Origin of the sequence: Faecalibacillus intestinalis, assembly GCF_015097455.1 — a bacterium.
Classification (GTDB): Bacteria; Bacillota_I; Bacilli_A; order Erysipelotrichales; family Coprobacillaceae; genus Faecalibacillus; species Faecalibacillus intestinalis.
In genome coordinates this window covers 1,079,541-1,094,706 of the sequence record NZ_AP024085.1, presented here as the reverse complement: position 1 = coordinate 1,094,706, position 15,166 = coordinate 1,079,541, and the positions used below count along the sequence as shown (strand labels likewise).

At 28.3% G+C, this 15,166-nt stretch carries 14 protein-coding genes and 1 other annotated feature; of the genes, 1 reads left to right on the top strand and 13 read right to left on the bottom strand.

The window, feature by feature from the left end:
- Nucleotides 1-31: 31 nt before the first annotated feature.
- From Fi14EGH31_RS05745 to Fi14EGH31_RS05690, 12 genes are all read right to left on the bottom strand, one after another.
- Entirely contained in the window at nt 32-322 is a 291-nt protein-coding gene (locus Fi14EGH31_RS05745; RefSeq protein ID WP_118573496.1) for an HAD family hydrolase, read from the bottom strand.
- A gap of 86 nt (nt 323-408) precedes the next feature.
- Complete coding sequence (locus tag Fi14EGH31_RS05740) at nt 409-1,272, bottom strand: LysR family transcriptional regulator (RefSeq protein ID WP_022000820.1); 864 nt, start codon at nt 1,270-1,272, stop codon at nt 409-411.
- Nucleotides 1,273-1,290: 18 nt separating this feature from the next.
- Nucleotides 1,291-2,178, bottom strand: a complete 888-nt coding sequence (locus tag Fi14EGH31_RS05735) for a DMT family transporter (RefSeq protein WP_200765232.1) — start codon at nt 2,176-2,178, stop codon at nt 1,291-1,293.
- A 95-nt stretch (nt 2,179-2,273) separates the two neighbouring features.
- The gene (locus Fi14EGH31_RS05730; RefSeq protein WP_267905659.1) at nt 2,274-3,467 is read right to left on the bottom strand and encodes a sensor domain-containing diguanylate cyclase; all 1,194 of its coding nucleotides are present in this window, start codon (nt 3,465-3,467) and stop codon (nt 2,274-2,276) included.
- Nucleotides 3,468-3,533: 66 nt separating this feature from the next.
- Nucleotides 3,534-3,737: a hypothetical protein gene (locus Fi14EGH31_RS05725; protein ID WP_200765230.1), complete on the bottom strand. Its 204-nt coding sequence runs from the start codon at nt 3,735-3,737 to the stop codon at nt 3,534-3,536.
- A gap of 274 nt (nt 3,738-4,011) precedes the next feature.
- Nucleotides 4,012-5,256: a diguanylate cyclase gene (locus Fi14EGH31_RS05720; protein WP_107030643.1), complete on the bottom strand. Its 1,245-nt coding sequence runs from the start codon at nt 5,254-5,256 to the stop codon at nt 4,012-4,014.
- A 124-nt stretch (nt 5,257-5,380) separates the two neighbouring features.
- Nucleotides 5,381-5,638, bottom strand: coding sequence for a response regulator (locus Fi14EGH31_RS05715; protein WP_230308049.1), 258 nt, complete (start codon nt 5,636-5,638; stop codon nt 5,381-5,383).
- Between the two features lie 258 nt (nt 5,639-5,896).
- The gene (locus Fi14EGH31_RS05710) at nt 5,897-6,379 is read right to left on the bottom strand and encodes an RNA-guided endonuclease TnpB family protein (RefSeq protein ID WP_107030644.1); all 483 of its coding nucleotides are present in this window, start codon (nt 6,377-6,379) and stop codon (nt 5,897-5,899) included.
- On the bottom strand, nt 6,360-6,974 hold the full coding sequence (locus tag Fi14EGH31_RS05705) for a TetR/AcrR family transcriptional regulator (protein WP_022001236.1): 615 nt from the start codon (nt 6,972-6,974) through the stop codon (nt 6,360-6,362). Before Fi14EGH31_RS05705 ends, Fi14EGH31_RS05710 begins: the two co-directional genes overlap by 20 nt.
- Nucleotides 6,975-7,204: 230 nt before the next feature.
- Nucleotides 7,205-9,601 (bottom strand): leucine--tRNA ligase, encoded by a 2,397-nt coding sequence (gene leuS, locus Fi14EGH31_RS05700; RefSeq protein ID WP_022001235.1) that lies wholly within the window; start codon nt 9,599-9,601, stop codon nt 7,205-7,207.
- 35 nt (nt 9,602-9,636) lie between these two features.
- Nucleotides 9,637-9,844, bottom strand: a binding site (T-box leader).
- A gap of 45 nt (nt 9,845-9,889) precedes the next feature.
- On the bottom strand, nt 9,890-11,713 hold the full coding sequence (locus tag Fi14EGH31_RS05695) for an ABC transporter ATP-binding protein/permease (RefSeq protein WP_200765228.1): 1,824 nt from the start codon (nt 11,711-11,713) through the stop codon (nt 9,890-9,892).
- Between the two features lies 1 nt (nt 11,714).
- On the bottom strand, nt 11,715-13,460 hold the full coding sequence (locus Fi14EGH31_RS05690) for an ABC transporter ATP-binding protein/permease (protein WP_200765227.1): 1,746 nt from the start codon (nt 13,458-13,460) through the stop codon (nt 11,715-11,717).
- A gap of 38 nt (nt 13,461-13,498) precedes the next feature.
- Here Fi14EGH31_RS05690 and Fi14EGH31_RS05685 point away from each other — a divergent pair, with 38 nt between their 5' ends.
- The gene (locus Fi14EGH31_RS05685; protein ID WP_118473717.1) at nt 13,499-14,437 is read left to right on the top strand and encodes a TIGR01212 family radical SAM protein; all 939 of its coding nucleotides are present in this window, start codon (nt 13,499-13,501) and stop codon (nt 14,435-14,437) included.
- Between the two features lie 133 nt (nt 14,438-14,570).
- On the opposite strand, the gene hpf is transcribed toward Fi14EGH31_RS05685, so the two are convergent.
- Nucleotides 14,571-15,101 carry a ribosome hibernation-promoting factor, HPF/YfiA family gene (gene hpf / locus Fi14EGH31_RS05680; RefSeq protein WP_022001231.1) on the bottom strand — a complete coding sequence of 177 codons (531 nt, stop codon included), beginning with the start codon at nt 15,099-15,101 and terminating at the stop codon, nt 14,571-14,573.
- Nucleotides 15,102-15,166 lie beyond the last annotated feature (65 nt).

Here is a 15,166-nt window from a genome sequence, read left to right as displayed (position 1 = left end):
TTTTATCCTAGCATAAAAAAAGTAACTTCCGTTACTCTTTTAATAAATATTTTTCAATTGCTTCAACGCACCCATCATGATCACAATCACTTACAATAACATCACCATATTGTTTAATTTCATCAATCGCATTATCCATCACAACCGCAAGTCCTGCTACCTTTAAAGCTTCAAGCTCTGCAGAGTTTCTTCCTGTATTTAAAATCACAATTTTATTATACGCAACCGCTCTAGCAATTGCTTCTTGAGTTTTCTTTGAAATTTGTTTATTAGAATTTAATAATGTTCCTTCCATATCAAAAGCTATTAGTTTATATTCCATACGACTTTCTCCACTACAAATGGTAGTGTATCATTTTTAATCAATTAAAAAAGTCTCTTTCCATTTTAGAAAAAAGACTTGTTTTTCTACAATACATCACAATTTACATGCTCAATAAATTCAAGAAATGCTTTAGATTTTTGCGTATTCTTTAAATAAGCCATATAAAATGTTTGTTTTTCATCTATATCTTTAATTTTTATTTTTTTGATTGGCAACAAATCATAAACTGCCATATCAGGAACAATCGCTACCCCTAAATCATGACCTACAAAACCACCAACGACTTCATCTTCCTCTAATTCCATTGATATATGAGGATGTATTTTTGACTTTTCTAAAAGATGATCGATCATTGGACGAATTCCACTATTTTTAGTAAAAGTAATAAAAGGTAGATCTTCTATTTGTTTTAAATCAATTTCATCATTTTTAGCAAGTGGATGATTAAGACTGACGATTACATAAAACTCTTGTGTTACAACAGGTTTAAAAAATATATCTTGATCATCTACATAGGAACAAAAAACAATATCTAAATCATTTTTCTTTAAATCATGAATAAGATCATAAGAAAAACCACTATGGCATTGAAAGGTCACATTTTCATTTTGAAAAGAAGAAATTAGTTGGGGAATATAGCTCATCCCTAATCTTCTTACAAAACCAATATTTAAAGTTTCTTTTCCTTTTGAAATTTGTTTAATATTTTCTATAGAATCATCTAAACGATTAAGAATTGGCTCGATTTCTTTTAAAAATAGTTTTCCATACTTTGTTAGAACAACATTTCTTCCCTTTTTTTCAAACAACGCAACATCTAGTTCATCTTCCAATAAATGAATGGCATGCGTTAAACTCGGTTGAGTAATATGTAATTTTAAAGCTGCTTTTGTATAATGTTCTTCTTGTGCTAATGTCGTAAAATAACGTAATTGATATAAATTCATTGTCATCACCTAATATGATTATACTAGGACTTCTTTTTCTTTTCGAGTACGTTTTTTAAATAATAAGCTAATTAAAACACCAACGATAATAAAAGCTGATCCCAATACAAATGAAGTTGTCAAAACTTCATGAAAAACAACAACTCCTAAAAATGAAGAAGTTAATGTTTGAATTGGATAAAAAGCACTACAAGTATTAGCAGGTAATAATGATAAACTTTTATTCCATAAAATATTCGTAAATGCCGTACAAACAACTCCCATATAAACAAGTCCTAAAACAGCACCTAAATCTACTTGAATAAGAGGGTGTGTCACTTGTACTTCTAAAAAGGAAACTGGAATATTACAAACTGTTGCAATCAACATTGATACTTTTGTAAGTGTTAATGCACCGTATTTATTAGAAATCTTTCTTGAAATAACGGACATAAACGCCCAACCAATAACTGCAATAAAAGAAATAAGCACACCTAAAAATTGAATATTAGCTCCTGTCCCAATAATCATATAAACACCAAACAATGATAAAATAATTCCTGCAATTTTATTCATTTCTAATTTTTCATTTAAAATAATCATGGCCATCACACTAATAATCACTGGATTTAATGAATTAATAAGTGAAGCCATTGATCCACCGGCAATCTTCGTTCCTAAAAGTTGGCAATCAACAGAAACAAAATAACCAATAAATCCCATAATAAAAAAATATTTATAATCACTTTTTTCAATTTTTTCTTTCTCACTTTTTAATGAGATTAAACTTAGTGCTATAAAAGCAATTAAATAACGAAACATTGCTACTGTAAACGTAGGAATCTTTCCTAAAACAAATTGACTGACAACATACAAACTTCCCCATAACATAAATGTTGTCAATAAATATACATAAGATTTTTTCATTTTCTTCTCTCCCTTAGTTCTACAGTATACATTTCTATTTATATAAATAAAAATAGATAAAAATTATCAATTTGATAGTTTTTATCTATAATTTATTATTTTGTATAACATGTATAACCATTTCTACCTTGATTCTTTGTTTGATACAAAGCCTGATCAGCTAAATTATACAAGTCTTTAAATGTTGTTCCATGTTCAGGATAAAAGGCAATCCCAATACTACAAGAAATTGTTCCTTTAAAATTGTCAATTTCAATATTTCTTATCTTTTGACATATTTCTTGGGCTTTATTTATCGCATTTCCATGCTCTTGAATATCTTTAACAAAAACAATAAATTCATCACCACCTGCACGCCCTACAATATCCTCTATTGTAAAAGATTCTTTTAAAATTGAGCCAAAGTTTTTTAAAACTTCATCACCAATAACATGGCCATTTAAATCATTTACTGTTTTAAAATTATCAACATCGATCATAAAAAGTGCCCCTAATTGTTGAGAAGAATCATTTTTTAAATATGTACTAATTTCATTTTGCAATGTTTCCTTATTTTTTATACCTGTTAATGCATCGATACGTACAAATTCTAATAATCTTTTTTGATGTTTATTGTTTACTTTATAAATTGTAAATAACAAAATCACTAACGCAAAAACAAATAAAGTAAAAAGCAAATATTCAGCATAAATGATAAATGTATAAGATTCCTGTGCTACATCTGCATCAATGTTATAACACATGATCCAATCATTGATTTTTAATGGATAATAAGCCATATAAGATGTTTTATTATTATAATTTAAAGTCATATAACCATTTTCTTGTTTAATCCATTTTTGTTTTAAACTTTGAAGATCATCCGGAGATAAAACATTGTATTCAGCAAAATAACTAAAAATACTTTCAGAAGCTAAAAAATCTTTATTTTTAACAGCATTATTATAAGTAATCAACTGCCCTTCTTTAGAAACAAGAAAGGCCGATCCTTTTCCATCATAAATACCTCTAAAAACAATTTTATTTAGATTCCCAATATCATAGCTACCACCTATAACTCCTACAATTTCTTTTTGTTGATCATAAATAGGTACCGCTATAATAACACGTGCCTCCCCTGCAATAACACTTTCAAGTGGAGCGCTTAAGACTCTATTTCCCTTTAGTGCTTCTTGAAAATATTCACGTTGACTTACATTCTTTACGGCACCATTATCATAATGACTTTCTCCATTTTTATCAATAATTCCAACATTTTCTAATTTTGTATATTCTTTAATGGAATGAATTAAATTTATATTATCTTCGCAAAATAAATCTTGCTGGCTTATATGATTACCAACACCTTCAAGATATCAATATTGAATATCTATATACTGTTTTAAACTTTCAGTTTGTTTTTCTGTATTAGCAACCACTTTATTAACAGATTCATTTTCTATATCTTTTTTTATATAAAAGAAAAACGAAATAGAACAAATCATTATAAAAACAATAAAAATCATCATTGCTTTTAAATATGCTTTAAAAGAGAGTTTATAAATTGCTTTTCTTTTCATATCGTTCACCATCTTTTCTTTAAAATATTTTACCATATTTAAACAAAGGTAAACAAAGATTTTAATAAAAAAAGAATTATAGTATCGCTATAATTCAATTAATTAAAAAACCTTGAGGATTTCTTGAGCAACAAATAACTCAGGAAATCAACTTTTGGCTTTTCTGTTGGTTATCAACTTTTTTAACTATTCTATTATTTTCACAAATGTTATATCATCTTCTTAAAATCAAATATATTTTCCAAATTCAATACGATAAAATCATTAATAACTCTTAGTTCTTTTCTACTTGTTTTTTTAATAAATCCATTAATCTTTTTTGTTTAGCGTAGAGTTTAATTATATTATAAACACGTCGATAAACAATTCGATAATCAAAAGGTCTTTTAATGTAATCAGATGCTCCCATCGCAAAACCTTTATTAATGACATTTGCTGAATCTTCACTTGAAATTAAAATAACAGGTATATCATCTAACCATTTTTCTTGTTCCATCCATTGTAAAACATCAAAGCCATCAATTTCAGGCATAATAATATCTAATAAAATCAAAGAAATTCCCGAACCATATTGCTTAATATAGTCAATACATTCTTGCCCATTTGTAGCTTCCAATAAATAAAAATCATCTTTTAATATTTCATAAAGAATTGCACGATTTAACTCAGAATCATCAACAATAAGAATTGTTTGTTTAGTATCATTTCTATCAGAATAATACTGATGATCTAATTCTGTAAATATGCAATTCTTTTTTCTTTTAGCATGGTATAATAAATGATCTGCCAAAGAAACTGCTTCTTCAATTGTCCCTGTTTGATACATTGTAATCCCTGCACTCAAAGAAAATTGAACACTTTCATACCTTCTGATTGTTGCATGATGAATATTTTCTAAAATATTTTGCATAATTAAATAAAGATCTTCTATTTCAATATTTGGCAAATAAATAATGAATTCATCTCCACCATAGCGAATAAGTTTATCTTGATTTCTAAGTGAATTCTTAATATGTTCAACAATCATTTTAAGAACCCTATCTCCGAAATCATGACCAAATGTATCATTATAAATCTTAAAATCATCCACATCGAGCATAACAATTCCTGCAGGAGTTGTTTGATGTTTTATTTTTTCTTCATAAAAACGTCTATTATAAGCACCTGTTAATACATCTAAATAAAAATCATCGTGTTTACCCAAATACTTTAAAATAAGATTGCTATTTTCTTGTCGCGATAACTCTAGTTGTTCGTCTAAACAACAAATAATTTCCATTACATATTCTTTTTGATCTACAACATAGTATTTAGAAATGACATGATAAAGTTTATCTTTACAATATTCTAATTTTGTACAATCTTTTTTTAAACGAAATGCTTCTATTGTACTGCTTAAACAATTAGAGTTCATTTGATTTAAATCTGTTTTTTCAAAAAGATGTACATTTGGATATAGTTCTTGATAACAAGCCATTTTATATAAAAGTTCTTTCATTGTTATTTTACTATTTTGCATGTTTTTTCCCTCAATATGGTTTTATTTTAAAAAAAGAAGCATAAAAATTCAATGAATATATCTAAAAAAGAGAAGAATATGTGATTTATAATAAATAACATCCTTTTTCTTTTTATTGAAAATATTATTTTAAAACAGAAATAATAACTTCCTCAACCTTTTTTACATCAATTGGTTTAGCAATATGATCATTCATTCCTTTTGAAATTGCCATTTTTCTATCTTCTTCAAAAGCATTAGCAGTTAAAGCAACAATTGGAATATGAGCCTTTCCTTCATCAGATAATTCTCTAATTGTTTCCGTTGCCTTATAACCATCCATATGAGGCATTTGAACATCCATTAAAATCAAATCATAGCCTTTAGCAGGCATTTGTTCCATTTTAGCCACACATTAAATCCCATCTTCAACACGTTCAACTATTAATCCCATATCTTCTAAAATCGTTATCGCTATTTCTGCATTCAAATCATTATCTTCAGCCAATAAAACGTATTTCCCTTTTGACACTCCCCATGTCTAAAGACAGGAGATTCTTGCTACCTGCCAACATTGTTGGCTGACCAGTTCATTTCTGATAGGTCGCAGTGCAAGATAGGGGTATGCCATTACCCTTCCTAGAGCAGAACCTATAGTTCTCTAGGCAGTATATCTGTTACCAATATACTCAGTTGAGTTGTATATATTTATAGCTCCTAGCAAATCCCTGTGTGTTTGATATCCACATCTGCATATATAATTTCTATCTTTTGCATGTTGGATTCTTCCACTTATCGGACAGATCTGACTTGTATATACTGGATCTACATACTCAACTTTTATGCCTGCCAGTTTTGCTTTGTATTCTACAAATGTAGCTAGTCTATAGAACGACCATGTATGCAGGCTATGATTGTTTTTTCGACTTGTTCTTGTCGTTGAGCGGATGTTTTGTAGTCGCTCTAATTTGATTACTGAGATATCATGTGCTTTTGCTGTATTTACAATTTCACGACTTAGCTTATGATCTGTATCTTTCATGATACGTTGTTCTTTGTTGTTGGTTTTGACAACCGCCAGCGTGTAAGAAATCAAAGATATAATCCCCAAAATTCCTAAATAATTAATCAATGTTCTTTTCATCTTTACCACCAAATTCCTTACTAAACCAACAAATATAATTATCTAATATATCCTCGTTAAATTTATTTCCTGCACTTTTCCTATCTAATTGATAATCAATCAAAGAATGTATTGTCATTGTAAAAGAGATAGCTGCCTGATCAATGTCTTTTACAAATATTTTTTGATGAACTTGTAATGCATAAAAAAGATTTTTTGTTGCTAAAATCATTTTTTCTGTTTCCTCACACATAATTTGAGCAGCCACAACATTTGTAGTGCGTGTGGAATAAATGATTTTATAAAACGAAAACATTTCACTTTGTGTACTCATCTTACAATAATTATGAACCATTAATTTTAAAACTTCTTCTAGACTTTTATCTTTGACAAGTTTTCCATAATCAAGATCCGTTATTTTTAGTTTTTCTTTTGCTTGTGTTCTTAAATAATCATACATTGCCTTTACAATTTCATCCTTCGAACGGAAATGATTATACAATGATGGTTTCTTTATCCCTAATTGCGTCGCTATTTGTGACATTGAAACATTGTCTATTCCATTTTTAGACGCTAACATAAGTGTCGCCTGAATAATTTCTTCTTTCCTCTCCATATCTATCCGCTTCCTTATGTTAGTTATATTACTACCTATTGTTAGTTTAATCAATAAAAATTTAACAATTTCCTAGCTTTAACCATTATTTCATGACATTCTCATAAAGATTTTATTTTATTTGTCACCCAAAAAATACATATATTCACAAAAAAGTAGAGACACTTTTTCAAAAAACTTGATTTTTCAAGGTTTTTGAGACGTATCTCTACTTAAATATTTGTAATATTTTATTTAACGACAATGTTTACAATTTTATTTTTAACCACAATTACTTTAACGATATCTTTACTGTCAGTATGTGCTTTAACGTTTTCTTGTTGGAATGCTAATTCTTTAACAGTTTCATCATCTGCATCTTTAGCAACTTCAATTTTAGCTCTTAATTTACCATTAACTTGGATACCCATTTGAACAGTATCACTAACTAACATTTTTTCATCATATGTTGGCCATGGTTCATAAGCAATTGAATCATTGTGTCCTAATTGTTGCCACATTTCTTCACAAATATGAGGTGCAATACATGAAAGCATTTTAATAAAGTTTTCAGCATATTCTTTATAAACATGTTCAGCTTTATAACATTCATTAATGAAAATCATCATTTGTGAAATAGCTGTATTGAAACCTAATTTTTCAAAATCATCAGTAACTTTTTTAACTGTTTGATGATATACACGATCTAAACTATGATCATTTTCATCAGATAATTTACCAGTTTCAATCATTAAACGATAAACACGGTCTAACCATTTACGAGAACCATCTAATCCATTTGTTGACCAAGGAAGTGATGCTTCAAGTGGTCCCATGAACATTTCGTATAAACGAAGTGAATCTGCACCATGACTAGCAACGATATCATCAGGGTTAACAACGTTACCTCTTGATTTAGACATTTTTTCGTTGTTATCTCCTAAAATCATACCTTGGTGTACTAAACGTTGCCATGGTTCTTTACATTTAACAACACCACAATCATAAAGAACTTTATGCCAGAAACGAGAATATAATAAGTGTAATACCGCATGTTCTGCTCCACCTACATATAAATCAACTGGTAACCATTTATCTAATAATTTTGGATCACAAATTTGTTCACTATTATGTGGATCAATATAACGAATATAATACCAACATGACCCAGCCCATTGAGGCATTGTATTTGTTTCACGACGTCCTTTTTGTCCATCAATTTCTACTTCTAACCAATCTTCACAATTAGCAAGTGGCGATTCACCACTATCATGAGGTTGGAAGTTTTTAGTTGCTGGTAATTCTAATGGAAGTTCTTCTACTGGAACTGTACGCATTGTTCCATCTTCCATATGAACGATAGGAATTGGTTCACCCCAATAACGTTGTCTTGAGAATAACCAATCTCTTAATTTATAAGATACTTTCTTTTGTCCACAATGATGTTCTTGTAACCAATCTACCATTTTATCAATAGCTTCTTGTTTTCCAAGACCATTTAGCCATTCAGAGTTAATATGAACACCATCTTCTGTATAAGCTTCTTCTTCGATATTTCCACCTTCTAATACTGGAATGATTTCAATACCGAATTTTTTAGCAAATTCATAGTCACGATCATCATGTGCTGGAACAGCCATGATAGCTCCTGTACCATAACTTGCAAGTACATAATCAGAAATCCAAATTGGGATTTTTTTACCATTTACTGGATTGATTGCATAAGCTCCAGTAAAGACACCTGTTTTATCTTTATTAAGTTCTGTTCTTTCTAAGTCAGATTTACTAGCACAACTTTCTTTATAAGATTCAACATCTGCTTTTTGTGCTTCGGTTGTAATTTCTTCAACATATGGATGTTCTGGTGCCATAACACAGTATGTTGCCCCAAATAATGTATCACAACGTGTTGTAAAAACTGTAAATACTTTATTTGTTCCATCAATTTTGAAATCAACATTTGCCCCAATAGATTTACCAATCCAGTTACGTTGCATTTGTTTTGTAGCTTCTGGCCAATCTAAGTCATCTAAATCAGCCAATAATCTTTCTGCATATTCAGTGATTTTTAAAACCCATTGACGCATTGGTTTACGAATAACAGGATACCCTCCACGTTCACTCTTACCATCAATAACTTCTTCATTTGCAAGAACGGCTTTTAATTCTGGACACCAGTTAACTGGAATTTCATCAATATAAGCTAATCCTTGATCATATAATTTTGTAAAGATCCATTGTGTCCATTTATAATATTCAGGATCACTTGTTGCAATTTCACGATCCCAATCATAAGAAAATCCTAATGATTTAATTTGTTTTCTAAAAACATCAATATTTTTCTTTGTAAATTCTGCAGGATGATGACCTGTTTGAATTGCAAATTGTTCAGCAGGTAATCCAAATGAATCAAATCCCATTGGATGTAATACATTATATCCTTGCATTCTTTTCATTCTTGATACGATATCTGTTGCAGTATATCCTTCAGGATGTCCTACATGTAAACCATTTCCAGATGGATATGGGAACATATCCATACAATAATATTTAGGTTTTGAATCATCATAACAATCTGTTTTAAATGTTTTGTTTTCGTCCCAATATTTTTGCCATTTTGGCTCTATTTTTGTGTGATCGAACGGCATAATTTTTCCTCCTTAAATATAAAAAAGCATCCTTATCTAAGGACGCCAATTTCAACGCGATACCACCTTAGTTCTAGAATAAAATTCTAGCACCTCAAAACTTTAACGCAGTTCTACGATATTTTTTACTTTATTCAAAAATACATCTCATAGGCGAGTTCACAAATACTATAATCAGTTTGCACCACCCACTGACTCTCTAAATATAGGGGATTTGCTAGTACTCCTATTCATTGATTTTGCTTTTCTATTATACCACATCACATACTTTATGCAATAAAAAACTCCCTAACTCTTTAAAGCTTCTATAATTTCTATCTGTTTTACTTTTTTAATTGGGATCAAACAACATAATAATGTTAAAATAAGTACTCCTATAAAAACACCTAAAAGCACATTATTTTGTATAACAAAAAATTCATCCATCAAATCTGAAATACTTTTTTGAATCAACTGATTAGCAAAAATAAATAACTTTTTTAAAACAATCATTGCTTCTATAAATGCTGTGCAGGAAATACCTAGACCTTGACACAAAACAAGAGTTATCATCTGCCATAATGAAGCCCCCAATGTTTGTAAAATAGCAAAATATTTTTTTCTTTTAATGACCATCAAATATAAAACAACACCTAATAAAAAGCAAGCTGTTACAACTGCTAAAGAACTAAAACAATAAAGGATCCATTCAATTTGTTGAAATTTTTCATCGATGCTTGAAGATAATGAACTATTTGCAAGTTTAAATTGATATAAAGGATATTTATTTTTTAAATCTTTTAAAATATTTTTATCTTTCACTTGTAAAAAAGCGGTTTGCCCTACTTCTATTTGATAAAGTTCTTTTAACATTTGACTCATTGCATATTCATTAAAATAAACGGTCTCCATTAAAGTCTTTTTATTTTCAATCCCTACAATTTTAACTTTATAAAAACAAATTCTATTTTGATATTCAAAAAACAAATATACATCTTTATTTATTAAATTCTTCTGATGCGATAAATATAAAAGTTGTTCATAAGTAGACTTAGATAAAATGATTTCTTGAGCATTTTTTATCTTTCTTCCTTGAATTTTCTTTTGTGGTTGCTGAATATAATCAGAAATATAAAGTGTTTTTTTCGTTTGATATTTTTTAGAAAAAGAGATTCCTAAAAAATCCACCTGATCATTTTGTAAAAAACGGTATTGAATTGCTGGATGTTGAATTTGTTTCAAATCATCCATCTTGATCATTTGATTATTTTTCTTTTTTAACATAATGGTTGTTGAAGGAATAATTTGTTCTAATTGCTGATGAATTTGTTTTTGTGTTGATTGAGTCAATGAAAGGGTCAATAAAATACTTAAAAGTGCTAAAAATAAAACTTGTACAACAACAAAAGAACTCTTCCACGTCATTTTCAATTCTTTCAATATAAATTGTAAAAAAGATCTTTTACTTGTTTTTTCTTCTTGTTTTTTTCTTTGCGTTATTGGATTTTGATGAATTAATTTTAATTGATAATCTTTTATTTCATAGAGATAATCATGGTATTTTTTAGCAAGTATTTCATCATGACTAATAACAATCACTAATTTTTCTTTAGACAGTTGTTTTAATATTTTAAAAATTTCTTCACTATTTTTTGCATCTAAAGCACCTGTTGGTTCATCACATAAAATAATGGGATGCTTAGCAATAAATCCTCGATAAATAGCGACTCGTTGTTTTTGACCTCCAGATAAAATTGCTGTTTTATAACGTTGTAAGTCTTTTATTTTTAAACGTTCTAAATAATATTCTTTTTTAAAAATCATTATTCTTTTAAAATACGAAATGAGATTTACATTTTCTTTAACATTCATTTCTTCTATTAAATAAAACTGTTGAAAAATAAAACCAATGTATTTTCTAATATAATGTGGTATTTGTCGAATATCTTGCCCATCAATTTCAATCACACCTTGATACTCATTATCCAAACCTCCTAAAATATTTAAAAGTGTCGATTTGCCACTACCGCTTTTACCAACAATGACATACATCCCTGTTTCTTGAAATGTCATAGACATCTCCTTGAATAAAGGTCGATCAAAAGACTTCGTTACATTCTTAATTTCTAACATCCTATTCCTCCCTTAAACACTCATACATTTTTATTTTTTTCATCTTTAAAACTATAAATAGACTTAATAAAATTCCTTGCACGATATATCCCAAAAGATAAAAGAAATATAACATAAATGACCATTGAAACTCTCTTGGTAAAACAAACAAATGGTTTATGCCCCATATCTTTTTAGAAATATCAAAAAATGAAATGATTTTTAAAACTCCACTAGAAACCAAACAAGAAACTATTCCAATTGAAATCATCATTAAGCTTATTTTTTTTAAAATAAAAAATGCTAAATGATTATTTTGATAACCATTAGCAAGCATGATGGCATATATTTTTTGATTTTCATAAAACATCGATAAAACCATATATCCCATTAAAACGATTGCAATCATAAAACTTAAAAAAATAAAAACAAAACTAATCTTTTTAAAAAGATCAATAACTTTAAAATAACTTTCATATTCTTCATAAATAGGTGCTATACCTTGATATTGAACTGATAAATGCGTTAAATAATCTTTCATATATTTATGATTTTTAACATAGACAATACACGTTGAAACATCAATGCATTGAAGGACTATTTCATTGGATAATGAATGATAATAAAGAACAGGTTCTTGATAATCATCTTGAATCACTCCTTTGATTTTTAATGTATATTGATGATGATTAAGTTTATAAATAAGTTTATTTTGTTTTATTTTGGTAATTAAAGCGTGATTGACATAAACTTCATTTTGCTTTGTTTTTTTGTTAATTGAAAAAGATTGAAAGTTTTTAAGGCCTTCAATCTTTCCTATATCTAAATGATATTGATATTTTCCTTTCAGTTTTGTTATTTCTTTTTCTTTAAAGGGTTCTTGATTTTTCTTTTGAATCATAACTAAATTATTATTCATTGCTTGATTATATTGTTTTTGATAATAGCCATTAAATCCTTCTAAACCAGTAATAATGAGCGTCATTGCTAGTACCATATAAATTTGTGAAACAAACATCATCACCCATTTCTTTTTATCTTTTAAAATCATTTGGATCATTTCTTTAAACAATAATCCACATTTTGTTTTTCTTATTTCATAACGTGAATATAATTGATGGTTCCAATCATAATGATGTTTTAAACATTCAAAATTCAAATGACAAGGTGTATATTTTGAAATTTTTTGATCATGAGAAACAATAAGAATAAGGCGTCTTTGACTCGCTTTTTTAAAAAAACGATAAACTTTTTGACGATTTATTTCATCTAAAGCTCCTGTCGGTTCATCACATAAAATAATAGGACTTGAACATAATAAAGCACGAATAAGGGCCACGCGTTGTTTTTGCCCACCTGATAAATTCTTTACCTTTTGATTTACTAGTTCATTTAATTCAAAGATTTCTAATAATTCTTGTAACTGTTTTTCTACAACCTTTATTCCTTTTAAGTGACAATAAAATAAACAGTTATCTTTAACACTCAAATAATCAATTAACTGATAATTTTGATAAACAAAACTAATAACAAGTTGTCGATAATCTTTAATATCTTCTATTTTTACTTGATTAAAAAGAATCTTTCCCTCATAGTCTTGATCCAATCCTGCTATTAATTGTAAAAGTGTTGATTTTCCACATCCACTTTCCCCTGTAATAGCAATCAAACCATAATCAGGAAAATGAATATTCAAATTTTCAAAAATAACTCTTTCTCCTTCAATTGTTTTAAATTTTTTTGTGACATTCTTTAACTCTAATCCCATTTTCTTACTCCTTATGTTATAATTGCTTCGGTGATAAAATGAATCAATTTAAATACTCTTTAGATAACAAACGTTATCATACTTATAACTATTATTTAAAAAACAAATACCATCAAAAAGTCGCTAAAGTTGCACTAAATGCTGATTTTACCTGTCCTAATCGTGATGGAACAAAAGGCTATGGTGGTTGTATTTTCTGTAGTTCATCAGGATCTGGAGATTATGCTGGAAATGTTCATGATCATTTAGAAAAACAATTTCAAACAATCTCTCAAGTCATGAAAAGAAAATGGCCTGAATGTGCTTATATTGCTTATTTTCAAGCCAATACAAATACCTATGGTCCATTAGATAAAATAAAAAAAATGATTGCCCCTTTTTTAAACAAAGAAGATGTTAAGGGAATTGCCCTTGCTACAAGACCTGATTGTTTAAATGAAGAAATCGTTCAATATTTAAGTACCATCAATAAACAAAAAGATGTCTATATTGAACTAGGTTTACAAACGATCCATGAACAAACAAGTAAACTTATTAATCGTGGTCATACTTTTCAAGAATTCTTGGACGGTTTAGCATTATGTAGAAAATATAACCTTGAAGTATGTGTCCATATCATCAATGGTCTTCCTTTTGAAACAAAAGAAATGATGATTGAAACAGCTAAAACCTTAGGTCAATTAGATATTCAAGCACTTAAAATACATATGTTATTCGTTGTTAAAAATACAAAACTTCAACAAATGCATGAAAATCATGAATTTAACATGCTCTCTCGTCAAGAATATATTGATATCGTAGTAGAACAACTTCGTTATATTAAACCTGAAATCGTTATCGAAAGATTGACTGGTGATGGTAAAATTGATGATTTAATCGCTCCTTTATGGTCCATTAAAAAGGTAACTATTTTAAATGATATTGATAAAAAAATGAAAGAACTTGATATTTATCAAGGTGATCTATATAAAAAATAGCCCAGTTTTTCTGGACTATTTTTTTACACTATTATTATACATCATTTTTTAAGCTATTTTGTCTCAAATTTGTTTCAAATTTGTCTCAAAAAACACTAACCTATTATAGTTGGTTAGTGTTTTTACATCATACCTATTCAGTTTCGATAAGACCGTAATCTCCATCATTACGACGGTATACAATACTAATAGCATCTGTTTCAGTATCACGATATACGAAGAATGAATGTCCAATTAATTCCATTTGCATAATTGCTTCTTCCATATCCATTGGTTTTGGAGTAATTGTTTTTGTTTTTACTAATACGTCTTCTTCTTCATCTTCTAAAGGTTCAATTGATGCTAAATTGAATGCAAGTTTATTATCTTTAGATTTTCTGTTTAATCTAGTTTTATACTTTCTAATTTGACCTTCTAATTTATCGATAACTAAGTCAATTGCATTGTATAAATCTTGATCCACAACTTCTGCTCTTAAAAGTACATATTCAGTAGGAATTGTCACTTCAATTTTTTGTCCGTAAGGATAAGTTCTTACAAGTACTTTGGCTTCAACATTTTCACTTACAATGAAGTATTTGTCTAATTTTGATAATTTTTCACTGACTTTTTCTTCAATTGCTTCAGTAATTTCAATGTTCTTTCCTCTTAATGTAATTTTCATAATTAATTCCTCCTTTTTGATAACTATATTATACTATAAACTTTTCTAAATTCCTACTTTAATAT